The sequence below is a fragment of the Enterobacter cloacae complex sp. P6RS genome (assembly GCF_014982245.1).
Taxonomy (GTDB): Bacteria; Pseudomonadota; Gammaproteobacteria; order Enterobacterales; family Enterobacteriaceae; genus Enterobacter; species Enterobacter bugandensis.
In genome coordinates this window covers 70,360-91,540 of record NZ_JADCLB010000022.1, presented here as the reverse complement: position 1 = coordinate 91,540, position 21,181 = coordinate 70,360, and the positions used below count along the sequence as shown (strand labels likewise).

Here is a 21,181-nt window from a genome sequence, read left to right as displayed (position 1 = left end):
TGACGATGCGCCACGCACTTCTTCAACGTCTTGGGCACGGGCTGCTGGTGCTGTGGGCCGCCTTTACCCTCTCGTTCGTGTTGCTCCAGGTGCTGCCTGGCGACGCGGTGCTGATTAAATTTCAGAACCCGGACCTGGGCCTAAGCCCGGCGCAAATCGAGGAGATGCGCGTGGCCTACGGCGCGGACAGCCCGCTTTGGCAGCAATACGGCCACACGCTGCTGGCGATGCTGCGCGGGGATTTCGGCTACTCGTTACAGGCCGGGGTGCCGGTCAGCGAGCTGATTGCCAGCAATCTGCCGGATACGCTGAGCCTCGCCCTGCCCGCGTTTGTACTCGCGGTCCTGCTGGCGTTTGCGCTGGCCTTTGCGTCACGTCTGCCGGGTCTGCGCTGGCTGAGTAATACCCTCCAGTCTCTGCCGGTCCTGTTTATCTCCTTACCCACGTTCTGGCTGGGGATTGCCCTTATCCAGCTCTTTTCTTTCCAGCTGCGGCTGATCCCGGTGATTAACCCGACGCCGCTGCAGGGGTTGATCCTGCCGATCGTGACCGTCGCGATCCCGATCTCCGCCCCGCTGGCACAAATTCTGATGCGCAGCCTGGACCAGGTGGCGATGCAGCCGTTTGTCGCCGTTGCCCGCGCCAAAGGGCTGAGTGAAACCGCCGTCCTGTGGCGCCACGTCACCGGCAACGCGCTGCTGCCGGTACTCAATATTGCCGGGCTGCTGCTGGGCGAACTGATTGCCGGAGCGCTGATCACCGAAACCGTATTTGGCCGCAGCGGGCTCGGGCAGCTGACCCAGCAGGCGGTGAACAACCAGGACATCGCCGTGCTTCAGGCGGTGGTCATGATTTCCGCTCTCGGCTTTGTCCTGATCAATCTGCTGGTGGACCTGCTGATGCCGCTACTGGATCCCCGTTTGCAAACCGTTACCGGAGGTGCATCATGAGCCTGGTCGATTACGCTGCCGCCGCGCGAAAACGCGTTCCCGGCTGGCAGGGCGTCGCGTGGCAGCCGGGACTGTGGCTGGCGTGGGCGGTGATTATTCTCGCGGTTTTTGCTGCCGTAGCCCCCGGCCTGTTAACCCACTACAGCCCGATTGAGGGCATCGCCGGAGCACAACGTCTGGCACCGCAGGCGGGCCACTGGCTCGGCACCGATCAGCTTGGCCGCGATGTTTACACCCGCATTGTGTATGGTGCGTCCCACTCCCTGAGCGCGGCGCTCGCTGCCGTCACGATGGGGCTGGTGGTGGGCACCGGTCTGGGGGTGATCGCCGGCGCGTTCGCCGGACGCGTCGAGTCTTTCCTGATGCGTTTTGTCGATGTGCTGTTGTCCATTCCGTCTCTGCTGCTCTCGCTGACGGTCATTATTCTGCTCGGGTTTGGCACCGTTAACGCCGCCATTGCCGTCGGCGTGGCCTCCATCGCCAGCTTCGCCCGCCTCGCGCGCGGTGAAGTGGTGCGCATCCGCCATACGGATTATGTCGAGGCGGCGTTTGGCAGCGGCGGGACGTTCCTTGCGGTCCTGTGGCGACACATCCTGCCCAACGCCTTAACCGCCGTCCTCGCCTTTGCCACGCTGCAGTTTGGTCAGGCCATTCTGGCCCTCTCCACGCTGAGCTTTCTCGGCTACGGCACCCCGCCGCCTGTTCCGGAATGGGGCTTATTGATTGCCGAAGGCCGTAACTATCTCTCTACCGCCTGGTGGTTAACTACCTTCCCCGGCGTGGTCGTCATCGCCGTCGTGCTTGCCACCAACCGTATCAGCCAGCAGTTCAGCGGAGGCCTGAAATGACCGTACTCTCGGTAGAAAACCTGACCATCAGCTACCGTACCGCGCGCCAGTGGCGCGAGGTGGTGCATAACGTCAGCTTCACCCTCCGTCGGGGGGAAATGCTGGCCTTTGTCGGTGAATCTGGCTCAGGCAAAACAACCACGGCACAGGCGATCATTGGTCTGCTGGCGGATAACGCCCGACGCGATGCCGGGAAAATCGTGCTCAACGGCGAGGAGATTAGCCGGTGGTCAGCGAAGCGTCTCGATACCCTGCGCGGCGCGCGAATCAGCCTGGTTCCGCAGGATCCGGGTAATTCACTCAACCCGGTGAAAACCATCGGTGCGCAGGTCGGGGAAATTATTCAGCTCCACCAGAAAGTGACCCACGCCCGGCGCGACGAGCAGGTGCTCGCCCTGCTGACAAAGGTCGGCCTGAGCCATCCCGAACAGCGCATGAAGCAGTATCCGCATCAGCTCTCCGGCGGGATGAAACAGCGCGTGCTGATTGCCATCGCCATCGCCCTGCGCCCGGACGTGATCGTTGCCGATGAGCCCACCAGCGCGCTGGACGTGACGGTGCAAAAACGCATTCTCGATCTGCTGGATATCCTGCGTCGGGAATCGGGTACCGCCGTTCTGTTTGTCACCCACGATCTGGCGCTGGCTGCCCAGCGCGCGGACAGGCTGCTGGTATTTCGCAACGGCGAGGTTCAGGAGCACGGCGACACCGCCGACATTATCCGCAACCCGCAGCACGCCTACACCCGCCAGCTGTTGAGCGATCTCCAGGGCCAGCGCCTGACCATCGCCCCGGTAGCTGGCCTTCCGCTGGCGTCACCGGCCATTCGCGCCCGCGCCATCAGCAAACGGTTCTCGCTGGGCAAAGGTCATCACCTTCAGGCGCTGGATCGGGTGACGTTTGACGTCAGGCGCGGCAGCACGCATGCGCTGGTCGGTGAATCCGGCTCCGGGAAAACCACCCTCGCCCGTATTTTGCTGGGTTTTGAACAGGCGGACAGCGGACAGGTCATTATTGATGATATTGATGCCACCGACCTCAGCCGCGAGGCCCGACGCCAGCTGCGCCAGAAGATCCAGTTTGTCTACCAGAACCCGTTTGCCTCTCTCGACCCGCGTCAAACTCTGTTCGAGATCGTCGAAGAGCCCCTGAAGAATTTTTCTCGCCTGAGCAAAGCGGAGCGAAAGGTCCGGGTGGAGACCGTGGCGCAGCGGGTTGCCCTGCCCGTCGAACTGCTGAGCCGCACCGCCCGGGAACTTTCAGGCGGGCAGCGCCAGCGCGTAGCCATCGCCCGGGCGCTGATTCTGGAGCCGACTATTCTGGTGCTGGACGAAGCCACCTCCGCGCTGGACGTCACCGTACAGGCGCAGATTCTGGCACTGCTTCAGCAGCTGCAGCAGCAGCTGGGATTGACCTACCTCTTTATCACGCACGATCTCTCTACCGTCCGCCGGATCGCCCACAGCGTCACGGTGCTGCGCAGCGGTCAGGTGGTCGAACACGGTGACGTCGAGACCTTATTCACGTCGCCGCAGAACGACTATACCCGCGAGCTGATTGCCGCCATTCCCCATTTTTCACCCGCTACGGAGGAGTTCGCATGACGCGAAAACGCCTGGGATTTTTCACCCGCCTGCTTGACGACGCCACGCCGAAGGAGCGCTATCGTCTGGCAACCGAACAGATCCGCCACGCCGAACGCCACGGTTTTGACAGCGCCTGGATCGCGCAGCACCACTTCCACGAAAGTGAAGGCGGCCTGCCGTCGCCGCTGCTGTTTCTGGCCCACGTTGCGGCGCATACCGAAACCATCCGCCTGGGCACGGCCATCATTACCCTGCCGATGGAAAACCCGCTGCGCGTGGCGGAAGATGCCGCCGTGCTGGATCTACTCGCCGATGGGCGTCTCGAAGTCGGTTTTGGTTCGGGCGGTACGCCGACCTCTTTCCTGCCGTTCGGACTGACGTTTGAACAGCGCGGCGCGGCCTTTGCTGACCATTTGCATGTGATCCAGAGCGCCTGGCGCGGGGATTCGCTCACCCATCCGGATAACCACCTTTATCCGCCAGCGCCACAGCTGGCTGAACGGATCTGGATTGCCACCTTTTCCGTCGACGGTGCCGTTCGCGCCGCGCGGGCCGGACACGGTTTGATGCTCTCCCGCACGCAGCCGCGCCCGGCAGACCAGTTGGATTTGACGCTCGACGCGATCCAGAATCCAATTGTGGATGCCTACCTTGATGCGCTGCCTGCGGGCATTGCGCCGCGTATTCTGGCCTCCCGCACGGCGTTCGTTGCCGACAGCGATGACTACGCGCTGAAGGTCGCCACGCCGGGTCTCACCAGGCAGGCCCAGCAGCATCGCGCTGCCGGACACGTGGTTAAAGGTGACACCGTCACAGATTTTCGTCACCAGTTCGACGCCCATATCGGTTCGCCAGATACGGTGCTGCGTTCACTGCATGCGGACTCCGTTCTCCGGCGCGCCACGGATATATCATTTCAGGTCCATTCGGTTGAGCCCACCCATCGCGACACGCTGCGCTCCATCGAACTGATCGCCGAACATATTGCCCCCTATTTACGTTGAGGAGATACCTATGGCATTAAGTCACGACATTCTCGCCGAGCTGGCGGAAATTAAACCCGGTTCCCCTCTGGCGGAGGCGCGCGCCACGCGGGACGCCGCCACGCGCCACGCACAGGGCAGCTACGAAATCTTATTTACCCAGCAGGATAGCGATTTTGCGCTGGACGAGCGCTTCGCCGTCGCGGCAAAAGTCGCCAGGTGGCATAACGCGGAGGCGCTGGCCGCGCACTATGCGGGGTTTGGCCTGGCCGACCCGACCTCAGACCGTCTGACCCCGGCGCTGAATTTCGCGCGTCTGCTGACGTTCTCTCCCGTCGAAGCCACGCCGTCCGCGTTGACGGCGCTGACCCGCGCGGGCTGGAGCAAGGAAGGCATTGTTACCCTGGCGCAGCTTGTTGCGTTTGTCAGCTTTCAGAGCCGACTCGTCGCCGGGCTGCGGCTGCTAAATGACAAGCCGGTGGTGGCAAGCGATGCGCCGGTGGCGGCAGGCATCTGGCATACAACCGCAACCACAGTCTCCGGGAAGACGGCTCCCGTCGCGTTCACCCAGCAGGAGCTGGGCTGGGAGCCGTGGATCGACGCCAAACCGCTGGCGGACTTCCGTGATGACGAAGTTGCCGTTCTGGCGAAATTTGGCCATACCGATTCCGACTATTTCCGCCTGCTGGGGCGCAACCTGCCGGTGCTTGAACAGCGCACGCTAACGGATAAAGGAATTTTTTATACGCCGGGGGGATTGCCGCGCGCCGAGCGCGAGCTGGCCGCAACGGTAGCCAGTAAAATTAACGGCTGCATCTACTGCGCCTCTGTCCACGCGCGGAAAGCCAGCCAGCTGTCAAAGGATGACGCGGCGGTAGAGGCCCTGCTGGCCGTGCGTCCGGGACGATCCCTGAGTGAGGGGCAATCTGCGCGCTGGCAGGCGGAAATTAATTTTGCGGCGGCGCTGTCGGTTACCCCGCCGGCCGCCACGCCGCTGCACCTCGCCGCTCTGGAAAAAGAGGGGCTGGACACCTTAGCCCAGCTGGACCTGGTGCAGTCCGCTGCGTTCTTCGCCTGGGCCAACCGCCTTATGCTGACGCTGGGCGAGCCCTGGCTTGCCTGAATGCAATCAGGCTAGCGCGCGAGCGTTAGCCTGAGCCTGTCTGGCCCGCAGGTAACCGAAGATCAACAGCGCGCTCATGGCCGAGAACGAGAGGAGCGCCGCAGGCAGCGTGACGTAGCGCCAGCTAAAGCCGAGGGTAATCATCATCCCACCAAAGTACGCCCCGATCGCGCTGCCGAGATTAAACGCCATCTGCCCTCCGGCTGCCCCCAGCATCTCACCGCCCTTCGCATTTTGCAGAAGCAAAATTTGCAGCGGTGCAGAGAGCGCAAACAGCCCGGCACAGCAGATAAAGCCCATCACCAGCGAGGCCGTTTTCAGTTCGCCCAGGGCGAAAAGCAGCAGCAGCGAGGCGACAATCACCATATCGGTGATGGCCGCAATGCGCAGCGGGCTAAAGCGCCCCGAGAGCTTGCCACTCAGCAGATTGCCCAACACCATGCCAAGGCCCATCAGCATCATAATGGCCGTCATCATCCCTTCGGAAAAGCCAGAAACGTTGACCATAAACGGCTTAACGAAGCTGAACCACGCGAACACGCCAGCATTGCCAAACATGGTGGCGGCAAAAATCAGCCAGGGCTCAGGCTTCTTCAGGAACTGAAACTGCTCGGACAATTTGATTTCTGATTTGTCATGGATATCCGGCACCCAGAGCAGAACCGAGAGGATAACCAGCGCGTCGAACGCAGCAATCAGGAAAAAGGTATAGCGCCAGCTGAACTGGTGCCCCAGCCAGGTGCCGAGCGGGACGCCCACCAGGTTGGCCACGGTCATCCCGGCGATCATCCCGGCCACCGCGACCGTTACCTTCCCGGGTGGCGCAATTTTAGAGAGGATTATCGCCCCGACGCCAAAAATGGCCCCGTGCGGAAAACCGGAGATCAAACGCCCCAGCGCCAGCCAGAAATACGACGTAGAAAACGTAAACAGGGCATTTCCGACTGCGCACATGGCAACCAGAAACAGCAGCGTCGTTTTTAACGAGAACTTGCCGGAGAACAGCGCCACAATCGGCGCGCCAATCACCACGCCGAAGGCATAAAACGAGATCATATTCCCGGCGGAAGGAATCGAAATGCCGGTGTCGTGCGCCAGCTCGGTTAACACCCCCATAATGCCAAATTCAGCCATACCCAGGCCAAATGTGCCAAGCGCCAACGAAAATATTGTCTTTTTCATGCCTCAACCACCGGTTAATCATTCGCGAGGGCATTATTAAATAATCTTGTATGGTGAGCCAGTTCAAATCAGCTGGCTGACACGTTAATCCATTAATTCAGGAGTTTTCTCCAACCGCGACACGGGGGAATGGAAAACAAAAAGCCCCGGCAGGCGTCAGGGCTTTAAAGGATTTAAGGTCTGGCTTTTACGGTGTGCTTTCTGCCGCTGCTTTAGCGCGTGTAATAGCGCTAGCATTGAAAATTGGGTGCTCGTAATTGTTCGTTACGTCACGAACGCGATAGATTTTCCATGCATCATCTTCACGACGAAGAAATACCTCAAGGTGGATGCTTCTCCCGTTACCCGCCCCTTCAATAACCTGGACAACTTCACCGTTTAAAAATGGCCTGGCGTTTTCCACTCGTAACGCAGGTATCCATTCACGAGAGTAATCTTGGGTATACGTAAAATAGTCAGACTCTATTAACTCTTGTTCAAAGATTTCCTGAATAGCATTGATGCGAGCAATAGTATCAGCAGAAACATATTTGCGCAGTTCATCGGCAGGATAAGGCCTGGCTTCATCGCTGCCGAATGCAGAAAGATAGGATTTATAAAATGATACAGTAGCGTCTTGTGCGCTACGTCCTTGATTGGCAGCCGAACTACAGCTCATCAGCAACATAACGAATGATAAAAATATCCTTTTCATCTATGCATCCATAGCACGTTCATTATGAGAGCGCCCCAGAGCATGTGAGCGGAGATACGAAACCGCAGCGTCTTTATTCCAACTCATTCTTAGTTCCTTTTAGTAAATAAGAATGAATTATTACATTAACCACACACAAACAGTGGTATTAAAAATGCTTTTATTACATCCCCGGCGTTCTAATAGTGGAACGGGTGCTAAGCACCTGCGTAAATACCTCAGTAACTTCTTAAAAAAGCATTGTGATAAAAACAATACGCATAATAACAAGTGGATTACACTTCATAGTGCGGCCTCGCTTTTTCCACGCCGGACAACCTGAGGATGACAATCATGGGAAGCAAAAAGAAAACCCCTGTCGCTGTTGATGTCGTATCGAATGCCCCCCTTAAGACCAAAGAGTATGAAAAAGAGCTCCGCCGCCTGCACGTCGAACTGGTTAAGCTCCAGCAGTGGGTCGTCGCCAAAGGATTGAAGGTGTGCATTGTTTTTGAGGGACGCGACGGCGCCGGCAAAGGCGGCACCATTAAAGCGATCACCGAGCGCGTCAGCCCCCGCGTGTTTCGGGTTGTTGCGCTTCCTGCCCCAACGGATAAAGAGAAAAGCCAGCTCTACTTCCAGCGCTATGTGCCTCACCTGCCCTCGGCGGGCGAAATCGTGATCTTCGATCGCAGCTGGTATAACCGCGCGGGCGTGGAGCGGGTGATGGGGTTCTGCACGGAGGAACAGGCGGAGAAATTTTTGGACGGCGCGCCGGTTATGGAAAAAGCGATGGTTGATGCCGGGATTATCTTGCTGAAGTACTGGCTGGAGGTGACGCCGAAAGAGCAGGAGCGGCGCCTGCGCGACCGCATTAACGATGGGCGTAAGATCTGGAAGCTGTCGCCGATGGATATTAAATCCTTTAACCTCTGGGACGAGTACACCCGCGCGCGCGACGCCATGTTTGAAGCCACTGACACCGCCTGGGCACCGTGGTTTGTCGCGCGTTCTGAAGATAAAAAACGCGTGCGTCTGAATATTATTTCGCATCTGCTTTCGCAGATCCCGTATAAAGAAATTCACCTCGACAAGGTGGATTTACCGAAGCGCAAAATCGGCAAAGTTAAACCCACGAAATACCCGTTCCGGTATGTAGAGGAGCGATTCTGATATAATTGAAAGGCGGCTCGCAGAATATAGATTACCAGGGGATACAGTATTGTTTTTTGTTGGCGGCGGTTGATAATGACCGCACCAACAAAGGAGATAGTGATGAAACCAAATCGAAGCAAAGACTATGGCAGAAGGGAGAGCGTGCCGAGTGGCGCCTCCCGAAAAGCCCAGACACCAGCGGCGCAAAGACGACAGCATCAGCAAGATAAAGAGTTCATAAGAGCCATGAATGATTTTACGGCTAAAGCGGGACTATTATCAGACGATCCTTTCTTTGGAGGGATTTAATGTGCTTTCAGTTTGACGTTTACCGTAACCCTTCAGAGAGAACACGGGACTACCAGCCTTATTTTATGATAATTCAACATGACTATTATGATGATTTATCAACAAGACTGATTATTCAATTAAGTTACCACAACTATTTACGTGGCCATGTCAACGCCGCGGCACCGTTAATAAATATTGATTTTCAGCGAAATTTTCTTAATACCGCTGGCATAACACACGTGGAGAAAAAGAAACTACATAATAAAAATTGTGTATGCAACCTTCGCTGCGCGAGAAGTACTGTTATCGCGGCGATAGATGCGTTAGTGACAAATACATAACGTAGGCCCGCGCAAGCGCAGCGCCGCCGGGCAGAGCCGACGGCGCAGGTCTTACTTCATCCCTTCCGTACTTTCCTGTTTCGCCTCCAGCCGTTCCACATCACGATACCAGCGAGGGTGATGTTTCTGCGCCCAGCGGCGGCTCACCTTCCCTTCAATCATCCCTTTGATCGACCCTTTTACCCAGAACGCCATATACATATGGATCAGGATGGCATGAATCAGGATGATGGCAGACGTCGCGTGAATTAGCAGCGCGTAACGCACCACCTGGATCGGGAAGTACTGTGCAAAATACGGACGCCAGATCATCACGCCGGTCACCAGCAGCACAAAAATCATGCTCATGATGGTCCAGAACATCATCTTCTGTCCGGCATTGTATTTCCCCACCTTCGCGACTTTATGCTCGTTGCCCTTCAAGACTTCGACAATCCCTTTCACCCACGGGATGTCCTGCTTGTCCGGAATATTGTGATGGACAAAGCGCACGAACATAAACATCAGCACCACGAAAATCAGCACGCCGAAGAACGGGTGCAGAATGCGCCCCATCTGCGGCGTACCGAAGGTTTCAGTCAGCCACTGCAGCGTCGGGAAGAAGAACGAAATGCCGGATACCGCCACCAGGAAGAAGCAAATGACCACCGTCCAGTGACAGGCGCGATCGACAAATTTGGTGCGCACTATCATTTTCGACTTACTCATGATGCTCCTCCTCCTCGTCATCCACCTCTTTATTCGGGCCGATACCGATGTAGTGATAAATCAACCCCGCAAAGGTGGCGATAAAGCCCGCCGCAGAGAGCGGTTTAAGCGCCCCTTTCCACAGGTTGATGGAGGTATCGATCGCAGGATCTTTCGGCAGGTTGTGATACAGCTGCGGCTGGTCGTTGTGGTGCAGCACATACATCACGTGCGTGCCGCCTACGCCCTGCGGGTTGTAAATGCCCGCCTTGTCGTAGCCGCGCGCTTTCAGCTTCTCCACGCGCTCTTGCGCCACGTCGAGCATCTCTTTTTTGTTGCCGAAGTGGATCGCCCCGGTCGGACAGGTCTTCACGCACGCAGGCTCCTGCCCGACGCTGACGCGGTCCACGCACAGGGTGCATTTGTATACCCGGTTATCCTCTTTATTGAGGCGTGGGATATTAAATGGACAGCCCGCGATGCAGTAGCCGCAGCCGATGCAGTTATCCTGCTGGAAGTCGACGATCCCGTTGGCGTACTGAATTATCGCACCGGCAGACGGACACGCCTTCAGGCAGCCCGGATCTTCACAGTGCATACAGCCGTCCTTGCGGATCAGCCACTCCAGCCTGCCGTTCTGGTCGGTTTCGCTAAAGCGCATCACCGTCCAGGATTTGGCGCTCAGATCCGCCGGGTTATCGTAAACCCCGACGCAGTGCCCCACCTCGTCGCGGATGTCGTTCCACTCCGAACAGGCCACCTGGCAGGCCTTACAGCCCACGCAGGAGGAGACGTCGATAAGCTTGGCGACCTCTGCCTTGTAGTCCCGCGCGCGAGGCGCGGGGGTAATCGGGTTGGTCGCGGAGCGTTTAATAATGTCTTGTGTTTCCATCGCCATTTAATCGCTCCTTACGCTTTCTCGATGTTGACCAGAAACGCTTTGTACTCCGGCGTTTGCGAGTTGGAATCGCCGACGTTTGGCGTCAGGGTGTTGGCGATATAGCCTTTCTGCGCCACCCCTTCAAAGCCCCAGTGCAGCGGAATACCGACGGTTTCCACCTGCTGGCCGTGCACGTTCAGACTTTGCAAGCGACGGGTCACCACCGCCACGGCGCGAATAAAGCCGCGCTTGCTGCTTACCTTCACGCGATCGCCGTTGGCAATGCCTTTCGCCTTCGCCAGCGTTTCGCTTATCTCCACAAACTGTTCCGGCTGCGCGATGGCGTTAAGCCGCGCGTGCTTGGTCCAGGTATGGAAATGCTCGGTCAGGCGGTAGGTCGTCCCCACGTACGGGAATTTGTCCTTTTTGCCTAAGCGCAGCACGTCCTCTTCGTAGATGCGCACCACCGGGCTTGAGACCACGTTCGGGTGCAGCGGGTTGGTCCCCAGCGGCGTTTCCATCGGCTCGTAGTGTTCCGGGAACGGCCCTTCTGCCAGCTTGTTGAGGGCGAACAGGCGCCCCAGCCCTTCCGGCTGCATGATGAATGGCCCGGTGTTGCTGCCCGGCGCGGCGGTGTTGTAGTCCGGAATGTCGTTCCCCGTCCACTTCGCCCCGTTCCACTGGATCAGCATCCGTTTCGGATCCCACGGCTTGCCGTCGATATCCGCCGACGCGCGGTTGTACAGCACGCGACGGTTCAGCGGCCACGCCCATGCCCAGCCCAGCGTGTTGCCCAGGCCTGACGGGTCGGCATTGTCGCGGTTGGCCATCTGGTTACCCTGCTCCGTCCAGCTGCCGGTGTAGATCCAGCAGGACGATGCCGTGGTACCGTCGTCACGCAGCAGCGCAAAGCTGTTCAGCAGCTGGCCTTTTTTCGCTACCAGGTTGCCGCTCGCGTCATACAGATCCGCCAGCGCCACGCCGTTGTTCTCTTTCGCGACTTCCTCAGACTCAGGACGATCCGGCTGCTTGTAGTGCCAGCTCATCTTCAGCAGCGGCTCCGCGCCTTTGCCGCCTTCGGTGCGGTACATTTCGCGCAGACGATGATAAATGCCGGCCAGAATTTCGCCGTCGTTACGCGCTTCGCCCGGTGCATCCTGCCCTTTCCAGTGCCATTGCAGCCAGCGGCCGGAGTTGGCAATAGAGCCGTCCTCTTCCGCAAAGCAGGTGGACGGCAGGCGGAACACTTCGGTCTGAATCGACGCCGGATCGACATCGTTGGATTCCCCGTGGTTCTGCCAGAAGGTGGAGGTCTCGGTCACCAGCGGATCGATAACCACCATGTACTTCAGCTTGCTCAGGCTGCGCACGACTTTGTTTTTATCCGGGAATGACGCCACCGGGTTAAAGCCCTGGCAGATATAACCGGTGACGTCGCCCTTATCCATCATGTTGAAATACTTAATGACGTCGTAAGCCTGGTCCCACTTCGGCAGCCACTCAAAGCCCCAGTCATTCTCCTTCTGCGCCGCGTCGCCGTAGAAGGATTTCATCAGGCTGACGTAGAACTTCGGATAGTTGCTCCAGTAGTTCACCTGGTCCGGCAGCGTTGCTTTTGGCGTATTAGCTTCAAGATACGCTTGCAGACTGGCCTGCTTTTCCGACGGTAGCGTCAGGTAGCCCGGCAGGCTGGTGGAGAGCAGACCGAGGTCGGTAAGCCCCTGAATGTTGGAGTGGCCGCGCAGCGCGTTCACGCCGCCACCGGCCATCCCCATGTTGCCGAGCAGCAGCTGGATCATCGCCATGGTACGGATGTTCTGCGCGCCCACGGTGTGCTGCGTCCAGCCCAGCGCATACAGGAACGTGGTGGTTCTGTCAGCGGCGCTGGTGGAGGCCAGCACCTCGCACACCTTCAGGAAGTCCGCTTTCGGCGTGCCGCAGATGTTCTCCACCACGTCCGGCGTATAGCGGGAAACATGCTGCTTCAGAAGGTTCCACACGCAGCGCGGATGCGTCAGCGTTTCATCCCGCATCGCATAGCCGTTTTCATCGAACTGATAGTTCCAGGACGTTTTGTCGTACTGGCGTTTTTCAGCGTCATAGCCGCTGAACAGCCCGTCATCGAAGGCAAAATCATCCCGCACCAGCAGGTTCGCATTGGTGTAATGCTTAACGTAGTCCGCGTTAATTTTGTTGTTTTCGATCAGGTACAGCAGCACGCCGGAGAGGAACGTAATGTCCGTACCGGAGCGGATCGGCGCATAGATATCCGCCACCGATGCCGTACGCGTAAAGCGCGGATCGACGACGATAAGCGTCGCATCGTTGTTGTTCTTCGCTTCCATCGCCCAGCGGAATCCCACCGGATGGGCTTCAGCGGCGTTACCGCCCATCACCACCACGACGTTGGCGTTTTTAATATCAACCCAGTGGTTGGTCATCGCACCGCGACCAAATGTTGGAGCAAGACTTGCTACCGTTGGTCCGTGTCAGACGCGCGCCTGGTTGTCTACCGCCAGCATGCCGAGAGAGCGCACAAATTTTTGCGTCAGCATGCCGGTTTCATTGCTTGCCGCAGATGCGCACAGCATCCCGGTTGAGAGCCAGCGGTTGACCGTCACGCCCTGCTCGTTCTTTTCAATAAAGTTGGCGTCACGGTCGGCTTTCATCAGTTTTGCAATACGGGAGAACGCCTCATCCCAGGAGATACGCTGCCATTTGTCGGAGCCCGGCGCGCGGTATTCCGGGTAGCGGAGGCGGTTTTCGCTGTGGACATAGTCCAGCAGTCCCGCCCCTTTCGGGCACAGCGCCCCACGGCTCACCGGATGATCCGGATCCCCTTCTATATGGTAAATCGCTTCTCTGGCGTTCTTCGCGCCATCGCCCAGGCTATACATCAATAGCCCACAACCCACGGAGCAGTATGTGCAGGTGTTACGGATCTCTTTCGCACGCAGCAGCTTATAGTTGCGTGCCTGAGCCAGCGCCATTTTGGGAGCAAATCCCAGCATTGCAGCTGTGGTTCCGGCCATACCGCCCGCGCAGATTTTGAAAAATTGTCTGCGGCTGACGTCCATTGTTGTCCTCGTTATCTGATAAGACTTCGCGCCGCAAACTAACAGCAAAGCCCCTGTTTTTTTTGCGTCAAATCAAGGTCGCCTCACGTCGCCCCCTTAATAGTCACCGCCGCCGCGTTTGAATACCCCTTAAGGGTTAAACACGTAAGAGAATAATTCGCGACAGGGTCAGAATTAATGCTATACATTTTCCCTTTGATTTTATTAGCGATGAAAACGTAATGGACAGAAAGAGAGCAACGCTCACGGGGCTGGCGGCGATACTGCTATGGAGCACAATGGTGGGCCTGATTCGCAGCGTAAGCGAGGGGCTGGGGGCGGTCGGCGGCGCGGCGATGATTTACACCCTCAGCGGGTTATTGTGCCTGGTAACGGTAGGATTTCCTGATATTAAACGTTTTTCACCCGGGTATCTTATTGCAGGCAGCGTACTGTTTGTCAGTTACGAAATTTGTCTGGCGCTGTCGTTAGGCTATGCCGCCACGCGAGCGCAGGCCATAGAAGTCGGTATGGTTAATTATCTCTGGCCGAGCCTGACAATCGTCTTTGCTATTTTATTCAACGGACAGAAATCAACGCTGTGGGTCGTCCCCGGTTTAGCTATCGCTCTGCTCGGCGTGTGTTGGGTATTAGGAGGTGAGCAAGGATTACACATTGATGAAATAATCCGCAATGTCGTCTCTAATCCCCTTAGCTATACGCTTGCTTTTGCCGGAGCATTTATCTGGGCCGCCTACTGCACCGTAACCGCCAAATTTGCCAAAGGGCAAAACGGTATTACCCTCTTTGTTTTGCTCACTGCGCTGAGCCTGTGGGTGAAATATACCATTAGCGATCAGCCAGAAATGGTGTTCAGCTTTCCGGTTATCGTGAAGCTCGTTATGTGCGGCATTGCGCTTGGGTTTGGCTATGCGGCATGGAATATTGGCATTCTGCACGGTAACGTCACGGTGCTGGCTGCCGTGTCCTATTTTACTCCCGTGCTCTCTGCCGCGCTTGCAGCCGTGCTGCTAAGCTCACCCCTCTCTTTTTCGTTCTGGCAGGGCGCGCTGATGGTCTGCGCCGGGTCATTGCTCTGCTGGTACGCTACACGAAAATAGGGTTCAGATTTATGCCGGGTTCGATTAAATCCGGCATAAAAATTAACATAAATTTAATATGTGATCACACCGTAATATATTAATCAGAACATTAGTGCATTTGTTGATGTTCTGTTTATATTAGCTTCCTTCGTCAATTCCCCCGACATCAAATTGACATAACCTGACACCGCTGCGTAACTACTTCCCTGCGAATATTAACGCTATTAATAACACGAAATGCAATAATATTCGCCATCATGGTTGCCAAAAAATAAACTCATTATGATTAAATAATCGCCACAACATTTTATTCAGCCGTCATTAACCCGATCTCGATCACACTAAATGAAATTATTACTCATATTTTGAAACTTATTATTGAAAGACAACTACAAGATTTTTAAAAATAGCACGCCGTTGACGAACAGCCTCGTTTAGAAATCGTTCGCGACAGTTCAGGAAATGCTGAAAAAAATTATAAGGAACATTTAAGATGAAACTTAAATTAGTTGCAGTGGCAGTCACTTCTATGCTGGCAGCAGGCGTTGTTAACGCTGCCGAAATTTACAACAAAGACGGTAACAAGCTGGATCTGTACGGTAAAGTGACAGGTCTGCACTATTTCTCTGATGACGCTGGCGCAGACGGTGATAAAACCTACATGCGTATCGGCTTCAAGGGTGAAACCCAGGTTAACGATCAGCTGTCCGGTTACGGCCAGTGGGAATACCAGATTCAGGGTAACAAGGACGAAGGCGACAACCAGTCCTGGACCCGTGTGGCCTTCGCAGGTCTGAAGTTCGCGGAAGCCGGTTCATTCGATTACGGTCGTAACTACGGCGTAATTTACGACGTGACCTCCTGGACCGACGTTCTGCCAGAATTCGGCGGTGACACCTACGGTGCCGACAACTTCCTGCAGTCTCGTGCAAACGGCGTGGCAACTTACCGTAACCAGGACTTCTTCGGTCTGGTTGACGGCCTGAACTTTGCCCTGCAGTACCAGGGTAAAAACGGCAGCGTCAGCGGTGAAAACACCAGCGGTCGCAGCCTGCTGAACCAGAACGGCGACGGTTATGGCGCATCCCTGACTTACGATCTGGGCGAAGGCTTCAGCGTCGGTGGTGCAATGTCTTCCTCTCGCCGTACAGCTGACCAGAATGCGGCTGGCGTATACGGTGAAGGCGACCGCGCTGAAGTGTACAGCGGCGGCGTGAAGTACGACGCGAACAACGTTTACCTCGCGGCGCAGTACTCTCAGACCTATAACGCAACCCGTTTCGGCACCTCTAACGGTAACCGCAGCGACATCTACGGCTTTGCAAACAAGGCGCAAAACTTCGAAGTTGTGGCTCAGTATCAGTTCGACTTTGGCCTGCGTCCATCCATCGCTTACCTGCAGTCTAAAGGTAAAGACATCGAGAACTTCGGCGACCAGGATCTGGTTAAATACATTGATGTCGGCACCACCTACTATTTTAACAAAAACATGTCCACCTACGTGGATTACAAAATCAACCTGCTCGACGACAACCAGTTCACTCGCCAGGCAGGTATCGGTACCGACAACATCGTGGCGCTGGGTCTGACCTACCAGTTCTAAAATCTTGTCTGTCCAAAAGCCAGCGTAACACGCTGGCTTTTTTATCTTCCGCTTTTACCCGACGGACAACTCCCCGCCTGCCGCCCGACGCAGCCAGGTTTGCAAAAGCTTGCCGTCTTCGGTCATCTCTGAGTCTGAGCGCACGCAGAGGTAATAATCGCGCCCGTCATCAATCGGTAAGTCAAATATCTTGACCAGCTCGCCGCTCTCAAGATATGGCGCAATCAGCGGCTCACGCATGAGCGCACATCCCAGCCCTGCCTGAACGCCCGCCAGCGTCAACAGCCCGTCTTCAAACAGCGGGCCGCTGCGCCGGAGTGGACGTTTTACCCCCTGCAACAAAAACCACTGCGTCCAGCTCGTACGCTCTTCATCGTGCAGCAGCGGCATTTGCAGCAGCTGTTCAGGCGTGTCGATATGGCCATGAACGCGCAAGAACGCGCGGCTGCACACCGGCACCATCTGGCCGGAAATCAGCTTTTCACTCTGATACCCCGCCCACTGCCCGTTACCAAAACGAATCGACATATCCGACGCGTCGCTCAGATAGTTACGGTGATTGGCATACACCACGTTGATCTCGGTTTGGGGATTGGCGCGCATGAACGCAGGCAAGCGCGGGATAAACCAACCCATACCAAAAAGCGGAATCAGGCTGATGGTGACCTGACGCGTTTGCGCCTGCTCCGCCAGGTGCTCCGTCGCCTGGCGCAACACGTTAAAGGCCGCACGGATCGAGCGGTAATATTCCCGCCCGTGCTGGCTCAGCACCAGCCTGCGTCCCTGACGTTCCGCGAGCGGCATTTGCAGGTATCCTTCGAGCACCTTGAGCTGATGGCTGACGGCCGACGGAGAGATATCCAGCTCCTGCGCGGCCAGCGTGACGCTCCCCAGCCTGGCGATGGCCTCGAATGCACGTACGGCCCGAAGCGGCGGATCGTTTGCCAGGCGGCTCTCTGCATACGCCGCCAGGCTCGCCAATTGTTCTGTTTTATTCATATGTTGATTTCTTTAGGCTTTTCACCCAAAAGCAGGTTTTAACTATTTTCATTTAAATCATATACATAAAACAATATTTATTTATCATAAGAAATAATAGATGCGTATTTTACAATTTAATTCATTTATTGGATGGTAGCCGCAGAACGAGCACTTTGCGGGTACAAACGTTGGATACACTCATACAACAACTGATCAACGGTGTGATGCTGGGAAGCATCTACGCGCTGATCGCGCTGGGCTATACCATGGTGTATGGCATTTTGCGCATTATTAACTTTGCCCACGGGGATATTCTGATGGTCGGCGCGCTCACCACGCTCTCCGCCATTAACGCCCTGAATAGCACCTTCCCGCATATGCCTCTGCTGTTGCAGCTCGGCGTTGCCCTGATGATTGCCATGACCGTATGCGCCCTATTGGCGATGGCCGTGGAGCGCTTTGCCTACCGTCGACTGCGCAACGCTCCGCGCCTGGCGCCGCTGATCTCGGGTATCGGCGTCTCCGTCCTGCTGCAAACCGTGGCGATGATTATCTGGACGCGCAACCCGCTGATGTTTCCGCAGATCCTGCCAATGGATCCGATTACCGTGACGTCAGGAAGTGAAATGCACCCGCCCGCCATCGTGACCGTTACCGGTATTGTCACCGTGGCGCTGGCGCTGGCGGTGATGACCGGGCTGTGGCTGCTGGTGGAATACACCCGTCTGGGGCGCGGCATGCGCGCCGTGGCGGAAAACCCGCGCGTGGCCACGCTGATGGGGGTTAACCCAAACGCCATTATCACCCTGACGTTTGCCATTGGCGGGGCGTTTGCCGCTCTGGCAGGCGTAATGATGGCCAGCAACTACGGTAACGCCAGCTTCTCGATGGGCTTTTTGCCCGGGATCAAGGCCTTTACCGCCGCCGTGCTGGGGGGCATTGGCAACATTCGTGGCGCCATGATCGGCGGGATACTGCTCGGCATTATCGAAGCGCTGGGCGCGGGCTACCTGGGTGAACTGACCCACGGCGTATTTGGCAGCAACTATCAGGATGTCTTTGCCTTTATGGTGCTGATTCTGGTGCTGGTCTTCCGTCCGGCTGGCCTGCTGGGCGAGCGCGTAGCGCACAGGGCGTAAGGAATACCATGACAACACTTCAAATTCAGGCCCCGACGACGACGCGCAAATTCTGGTCAGGCATGAGCCTGTTCTGCCTCGCGCTGCTGATTGCGCCCGTGGTGGCCACGCAGCTCGGCGGCAACTACTGGGTGCGCGTCATCGACTTCGCCCTGCTCTACATCATGCTGGCGCTCGGGCTCAATATTGTGGTCGGCTATACCGGCCTGCTGGACATGGGCTTTATCGCCTTTTACGCCGTCGGCGCCTACCTGGCTGCGCTGATGGCCTCCCCACACCTGCTGGAGGTGTTTCCGATCCTCGGCGTCTGGTTCCCGGACGGGCTGCATACCTCGTATCTGCTCATTATTCCGCTGGCCGCCCTGGTGGCGGCAGTCTGCGGGATTTTACTCGGTGCGCCCACGCTGAAGCTGCGCGGGGACTACCTGGCGATAGTGACCCTCGGCTTTGGCGAAATTATCCGCATCCTGATGCGCAACCTCGACCGTCCGGTAAACATCACCAACGGCGCAAAGGGCATTACCGGGGTCGATACGCTGAACCTGTTCGGCCTGAAGTTTAGCGGCGTCTACCACTGGTTTGGTTTCAAAGTGCCCGCCCTGTGGCTGTGGTACTACCTGCTGATGCTGGTGATTGTAGCGATTATTTTTGTCTGCCTGCGCCTGCAGCATTCCCGTATTGGCCGCGCCTGGCACGCCATCCGCGAGGATGAAGACGTGGCCCGCGCGATGGGCATCAACGTGCGTAACTATAAGCTGCTCGCCTTTGCGATGGGCGCTTCCTTTGGCGGCATAGCAGGTGCGCTTTTCGGCGCGTTTCAGGGCTTTGTCTCCCCGGAATCCTTCACGCTGCAGGAGTCCATTGCCGTACTGGCGATGGTGGTGCTGGGCGGTATGGGGCACATACCGGGCGTGATCCTGGGCGCGGTACTGCTTACCGCCCTGCCGGAACTGCTGCGTAGCCAGGCAGCGCCGGTTCAGCAGGCGCTGTTCGGTACGGTTCTGATTGACCCGGAAGTGCTGCGCCAGCTGTTTTACGGTCTGGCACTGGTGCTGGTCATGCTGGTGCGCCCGTCAGGCCTCTGGCCGGTACGCCACAAGGAGGTGAAGGCATGAGCCTGTTAACCGTACGCAACATGTCAAAACGCTTCGGCGGGCTGACTGCCGTAGATGACGTTTCGATTACCGTGAACAGGGGGGAAATCTACGGGCTGATTGGCCCCAACGGCGCGGGAAAAACCACCTGCTTTAACCTGATCACCGGGCTTTATCCGGCGGACAGCGGTGAGTTTTCGATTGCCGATAAGCCCTACTTCCCAAAGCACATAGAGAAAGTCACCGCCGCCGGGATTGCCCGCACCTTCCAGAACGTGCGCCTCTTCAACGAGATGTCGGTGCTGGAAAACGTGATGGTGGGCCGCCACGTGCGCACCCGTAACGGCCTGTGGGCCGCGCTGAGCCGCCATAAACGCGCCCGCGAAGAAGAGAAGCAGACCCGCGAGCTGGCCTGGCACTGGCTGGACTATACCGGCATTGCGCAGTTCGCCCACTATCGCGCCTGCGATCTGGCCTATGGTCATCAGCGTCGCCTTGAAATCGCCCGCGCGCTGGCGACGGATCCGCTGCTGCTGGCGCTGGACGAGCCCGCCGCAGGAATGAACGCGGCGGAAAAAGTGGCGCTCGGCGAGCTGCTCATCCGCATCCGCGATGACGGCAAAACCCTGCTGATGATTGAACATGACGTCAAGCTGGTGATGGGCATCTGCGATCGCCTGACGGTGCTTGATTACGGTAAAACGCTCGCCAGCGGTACGCCGGAAAGCGTGCGGCGCGACCCGGCAGTGATCGCCGCCTGGCTTGGAGGTAACGCCCATGTCTGAACTGCTGAAGGTAGAACGTCTGGACGTGCATTACGGCGGGATTCAGGCCGTACGCGATGTCTCCTTTACCCTGCACGAGGGCGAACAGGCTACGCTGATCGGCGCTAACGGCGCGGGGAAAAGCTCCACCGTGCGCGCCATTACCGGGCTGGAAAGCTTTAGCGGCAGTATTAATTTCAACGGTAAGCCGGTCCGTAAACAGAGCCCGGAGACCCTGCTTAGCGACGGGCTGGTCATGGTCCCGGAGGGCCGCGGGATCTTCTCCCGCATGACGGTACTGGAAAACCTGCAGATGGGCGCCTGGCTCAGGCGTGACACCGTCACGTTTAAGCGCGAAATGAATGCCATTTTCGAGCGCTTCCCGCGTCTGGGCGAGCGACAGCACCAGCTTGCCGGTCTGCTGTCCGGCGGCGAGCAACAGCTGCTGGCCCTTAACCGCGCCCTGCTCAGCCAGCCGCGCCTGCTGATCCTCGACGAACCGTCGATGGGCCTCGCCCCGAAGATGGTCGAAAACATTTTTGCCGTTATCGCCGGCCTGCGCGAGCGCGGCGTCGCCCTGCTGCTTATTGAACAAAACGCCCGCCTGGCGCTGGAGGTAACCGACAGCGCGTGGGTGATGGACAGCGGCAGCATTGTTCATCATGGCAAATCGACAGCGCTGCTTAACGACGACCAGATTGCACACATTTATTTGGGCGAAATACCCGTTTAACCACACCAG

General features: G+C 57.2%; 20 protein-coding genes. 14 read left to right on the top strand and 6 right to left on the bottom strand.

Annotated features, from left to right (window positions below):
- Window positions 1-5 precede the first annotated feature (5 nt).
- Genes INF73_RS16630 through INF73_RS16610 form a run of 5 tightly spaced genes read left to right on the top strand, consistent with a single transcriptional unit; the run spans window position 6 to window position 5,490 of the window.
- On the top strand, window positions 6-950 hold the full coding sequence (locus INF73_RS16630; RefSeq protein ID WP_126325953.1) for an ABC transporter permease: 945 nt from the start codon (window positions 6-8) through the stop codon (window positions 948-950).
- Entirely contained in the window at window positions 947-1,798 is an 852-nt protein-coding gene (locus INF73_RS16625) for an ABC transporter permease (protein ID WP_023344202.1), read from the top strand. Before INF73_RS16630 ends, INF73_RS16625 begins: the two co-directional genes overlap by 4 nt.
- A complete protein-coding gene (locus INF73_RS16620; RefSeq protein WP_193542608.1) occupies window positions 1,795-3,402 on the top strand; it encodes an ABC transporter ATP-binding protein in 1,608 nt (535 codons plus the stop codon). The genes INF73_RS16625 and INF73_RS16620 overlap by 4 nt, the downstream gene beginning before the upstream one ends.
- Window positions 3,399-4,388, top strand: a complete 990-nt coding sequence (locus tag INF73_RS16615) for a putative FMN-dependent luciferase-like monooxygenase (RefSeq protein WP_193542606.1) — start codon at window positions 3,399-3,401, stop codon at window positions 4,386-4,388. The genes INF73_RS16620 and INF73_RS16615 overlap by 4 nt, the downstream gene beginning before the upstream one ends.
- Before the next feature lie 10 nt (window positions 4,389-4,398).
- Window positions 4,399-5,490: an alkylhydroperoxidase domain protein gene (locus INF73_RS16610; protein WP_193542605.1), complete on the top strand. Its 1,092-nt coding sequence runs from the start codon at window positions 4,399-4,401 to the stop codon at window positions 5,488-5,490.
- Between the two features lie 6 nt (window positions 5,491-5,496).
- On the opposite strand, the gene araJ is transcribed toward INF73_RS16610, so the two are convergent.
- Window positions 5,497-6,672: an MFS transporter AraJ gene (araJ, locus tag INF73_RS16605; protein WP_193542603.1), complete on the bottom strand. Its 1,176-nt coding sequence runs from the start codon at window positions 6,670-6,672 to the stop codon at window positions 5,497-5,499.
- A gap of 187 nt (window positions 6,673-6,859) precedes the next feature.
- The gene (locus INF73_RS16600; protein WP_193542600.1) at window positions 6,860-7,366 is read right to left on the bottom strand and encodes a YbjP/YqhG family protein; all 507 of its coding nucleotides are present in this window, start codon (window positions 7,364-7,366) and stop codon (window positions 6,860-6,862) included.
- Between the two features lie 333 nt (window positions 7,367-7,699).
- Here INF73_RS16600 and ppk2 point away from each other — a divergent pair, with 333 nt between their 5' ends.
- The 3 genes from ppk2 to INF73_RS16585 all read left to right on the top strand — a co-directional run bounded on the left by ppk2 (window position 7,700) and on the right by INF73_RS16585 (window position 9,132).
- Entirely contained in the window at window positions 7,700-8,518 is an 819-nt protein-coding gene (gene ppk2 / locus INF73_RS16595) for a polyphosphate kinase 2 (RefSeq protein ID WP_049138026.1), read from the top strand.
- 102 nt (window positions 8,519-8,620) lie between these two features.
- Window positions 8,621-8,809: a hypothetical protein gene (locus tag INF73_RS16590; RefSeq protein ID WP_048960001.1), complete on the top strand. Its 189-nt coding sequence runs from the start codon at window positions 8,621-8,623 to the stop codon at window positions 8,807-8,809.
- The gene (locus INF73_RS16585) at window positions 8,809-9,132 is read left to right on the top strand and encodes a CcdB family protein (RefSeq protein ID WP_193542598.1); all 324 of its coding nucleotides are present in this window, start codon (window positions 8,809-8,811) and stop codon (window positions 9,130-9,132) included. Before INF73_RS16590 ends, INF73_RS16585 begins: the two co-directional genes overlap by 1 nt.
- A gap of 51 nt (window positions 9,133-9,183) precedes the next feature.
- Here INF73_RS16585 and fdnI read toward each other — a convergent pair whose 3' ends face one another.
- From fdnI to fdnG, 3 genes are read right to left on the bottom strand one after another with little or no spacing between them, the layout of a single operon-like run.
- On the bottom strand, window positions 9,184-9,840 hold the full coding sequence (gene fdnI, locus INF73_RS16580; RefSeq protein ID WP_028013252.1) for a formate dehydrogenase-N subunit gamma: 657 nt from the start codon (window positions 9,838-9,840) through the stop codon (window positions 9,184-9,186).
- On the bottom strand, window positions 9,833-10,717 hold the full coding sequence (gene fdxH / locus INF73_RS16575; protein WP_193542596.1) for a formate dehydrogenase subunit beta: 885 nt from the start codon (window positions 10,715-10,717) through the stop codon (window positions 9,833-9,835). Before fdxH ends, fdnI begins: the two co-directional genes overlap by 8 nt.
- Window positions 10,718-10,728: 11 nt before the next feature.
- Entirely contained in the window at window positions 10,729-13,776 is a 3,048-nt protein-coding gene (gene fdnG / locus INF73_RS16570; RefSeq protein ID WP_193542594.1) for a formate dehydrogenase-N subunit alpha, read from the bottom strand.
- A gap of 221 nt (window positions 13,777-13,997) precedes the next feature.
- Between fdnG and yddG the strand changes: the two genes are divergently transcribed.
- Together yddG and INF73_RS16560 are read left to right on the top strand one after the other, a co-directional pair.
- Window positions 13,998-14,876, top strand: coding sequence for an aromatic amino acid DMT transporter YddG (gene yddG / locus INF73_RS16565; protein ID WP_059357601.1), 879 nt, complete (start codon window positions 13,998-14,000; stop codon window positions 14,874-14,876).
- A gap of 475 nt (window positions 14,877-15,351) precedes the next feature.
- On the top strand, window positions 15,352-16,461 hold the full coding sequence (locus INF73_RS16560; RefSeq protein ID WP_059357602.1) for a porin OmpC: 1,110 nt from the start codon (window positions 15,352-15,354) through the stop codon (window positions 16,459-16,461).
- 54 nt (window positions 16,462-16,515) lie between these two features.
- Here the strand turns inward: INF73_RS16560 and INF73_RS16555 are convergent, their stop codons facing one another.
- Window positions 16,516-17,460 (bottom strand): LysR substrate-binding domain-containing protein, encoded by a 945-nt coding sequence (locus INF73_RS16555; protein ID WP_193542355.1) that lies wholly within the window; start codon window positions 17,458-17,460, stop codon window positions 16,516-16,518.
- Between the two features lie 170 nt (window positions 17,461-17,630).
- Between INF73_RS16555 and INF73_RS16550 the strand changes: the two genes are divergently transcribed.
- Genes INF73_RS16550 through INF73_RS16535 form a run of 4 tightly spaced genes read left to right on the top strand, consistent with a single transcriptional unit; the run spans window position 17,631 to window position 21,172 of the window.
- Entirely contained in the window at window positions 17,631-18,581 is a 951-nt protein-coding gene (locus INF73_RS16550; protein ID WP_193542357.1) for a branched-chain amino acid ABC transporter permease, read from the top strand.
- Window positions 18,582-18,589: 8 nt separating this feature from the next.
- Window positions 18,590-19,696: a branched-chain amino acid ABC transporter permease gene (locus tag INF73_RS16545; protein WP_193359981.1), complete on the top strand. Its 1,107-nt coding sequence runs from the start codon at window positions 18,590-18,592 to the stop codon at window positions 19,694-19,696.
- On the top strand, window positions 19,693-20,460 hold the full coding sequence (locus INF73_RS16540; RefSeq protein ID WP_028013260.1) for an ABC transporter ATP-binding protein: 768 nt from the start codon (window positions 19,693-19,695) through the stop codon (window positions 20,458-20,460). Before INF73_RS16545 ends, INF73_RS16540 begins: the two co-directional genes overlap by 4 nt.
- Complete coding sequence (locus INF73_RS16535) at window positions 20,453-21,172, top strand: ABC transporter ATP-binding protein (protein WP_193542359.1); 720 nt, start codon at window positions 20,453-20,455, stop codon at window positions 21,170-21,172. The genes INF73_RS16540 and INF73_RS16535 overlap by 8 nt, the downstream gene beginning before the upstream one ends.
- The last annotated feature ends 9 nt before the right edge of the window (window positions 21,173-21,181 follow it).

What these genes read in the sequence shown, in the direction of transcription:
- INF73_RS16630 (WP_126325953.1), top strand. Translation starts at nt 6, where the DNA reads ATGCGCCACGCACTTCTTCAACGTCTTGGGCACGGGCTGCTGGTGCTG.
- INF73_RS16625 (WP_023344202.1), top strand. Translation starts at nt 947, where the DNA reads ATGAGCCTGGTCGATTACGCTGCCGCCGCGCGAAAACGCGTTCCCGGC.
- INF73_RS16620 (WP_193542608.1), top strand. Translation starts at nt 1,795, where the DNA reads ATGACCGTACTCTCGGTAGAAAACCTGACCATCAGCTACCGTACCGCG.
- INF73_RS16615 (WP_193542606.1), top strand. Translation starts at nt 3,399, where the DNA reads ATGACGCGAAAACGCCTGGGATTTTTCACCCGCCTGCTTGACGACGCC.
- INF73_RS16610 (WP_193542605.1), top strand. Translation starts at nt 4,399, where the DNA reads ATGGCATTAAGTCACGACATTCTCGCCGAGCTGGCGGAAATTAAACCC.
- araJ (WP_193542603.1), bottom strand. Translation starts at nt 6,672, where the DNA reads ATGAAAAAGACAATATTTTCGTTGGCGCTTGGCACATTTGGCCTGGGT.
- INF73_RS16600 (WP_193542600.1), bottom strand. Translation starts at nt 7,366, where the DNA reads ATGAAAAGGATATTTTTATCATTCGTTATGTTGCTGATGAGCTGTAGT.
- ppk2 (WP_049138026.1), top strand. Translation starts at nt 7,700, where the DNA reads ATGGGAAGCAAAAAGAAAACCCCTGTCGCTGTTGATGTCGTATCGAAT.
- INF73_RS16590 (WP_048960001.1), top strand. Translation starts at nt 8,621, where the DNA reads ATGAAACCAAATCGAAGCAAAGACTATGGCAGAAGGGAGAGCGTGCCG.
- INF73_RS16585 (WP_193542598.1), top strand. Translation starts at nt 8,809, where the DNA reads ATGTGCTTTCAGTTTGACGTTTACCGTAACCCTTCAGAGAGAACACGG.
- fdnI (WP_028013252.1), bottom strand. Translation starts at nt 9,840, where the DNA reads ATGAGTAAGTCGAAAATGATAGTGCGCACCAAATTTGTCGATCGCGCC.
- fdxH (WP_193542596.1), bottom strand. Translation starts at nt 10,717, where the DNA reads ATGGCGATGGAAACACAAGACATTATTAAACGCTCCGCGACCAACCCG.
- yddG (WP_059357601.1), top strand. Translation starts at nt 13,998, where the DNA reads ATGGACAGAAAGAGAGCAACGCTCACGGGGCTGGCGGCGATACTGCTA.
- INF73_RS16560 (WP_059357602.1), top strand. Translation starts at nt 15,352, where the DNA reads ATGAAACTTAAATTAGTTGCAGTGGCAGTCACTTCTATGCTGGCAGCA.
- INF73_RS16555 (WP_193542355.1), bottom strand. Translation starts at nt 17,460, where the DNA reads ATGAATAAAACAGAACAATTGGCGAGCCTGGCGGCGTATGCAGAGAGC.
- INF73_RS16545 (WP_193359981.1), top strand. Translation starts at nt 18,590, where the DNA reads ATGACAACACTTCAAATTCAGGCCCCGACGACGACGCGCAAATTCTGG.
- INF73_RS16540 (WP_028013260.1), top strand. Translation starts at nt 19,693, where the DNA reads ATGAGCCTGTTAACCGTACGCAACATGTCAAAACGCTTCGGCGGGCTG.
- INF73_RS16535 (WP_193542359.1), top strand. Translation starts at nt 20,453, where the DNA reads ATGTCTGAACTGCTGAAGGTAGAACGTCTGGACGTGCATTACGGCGGG.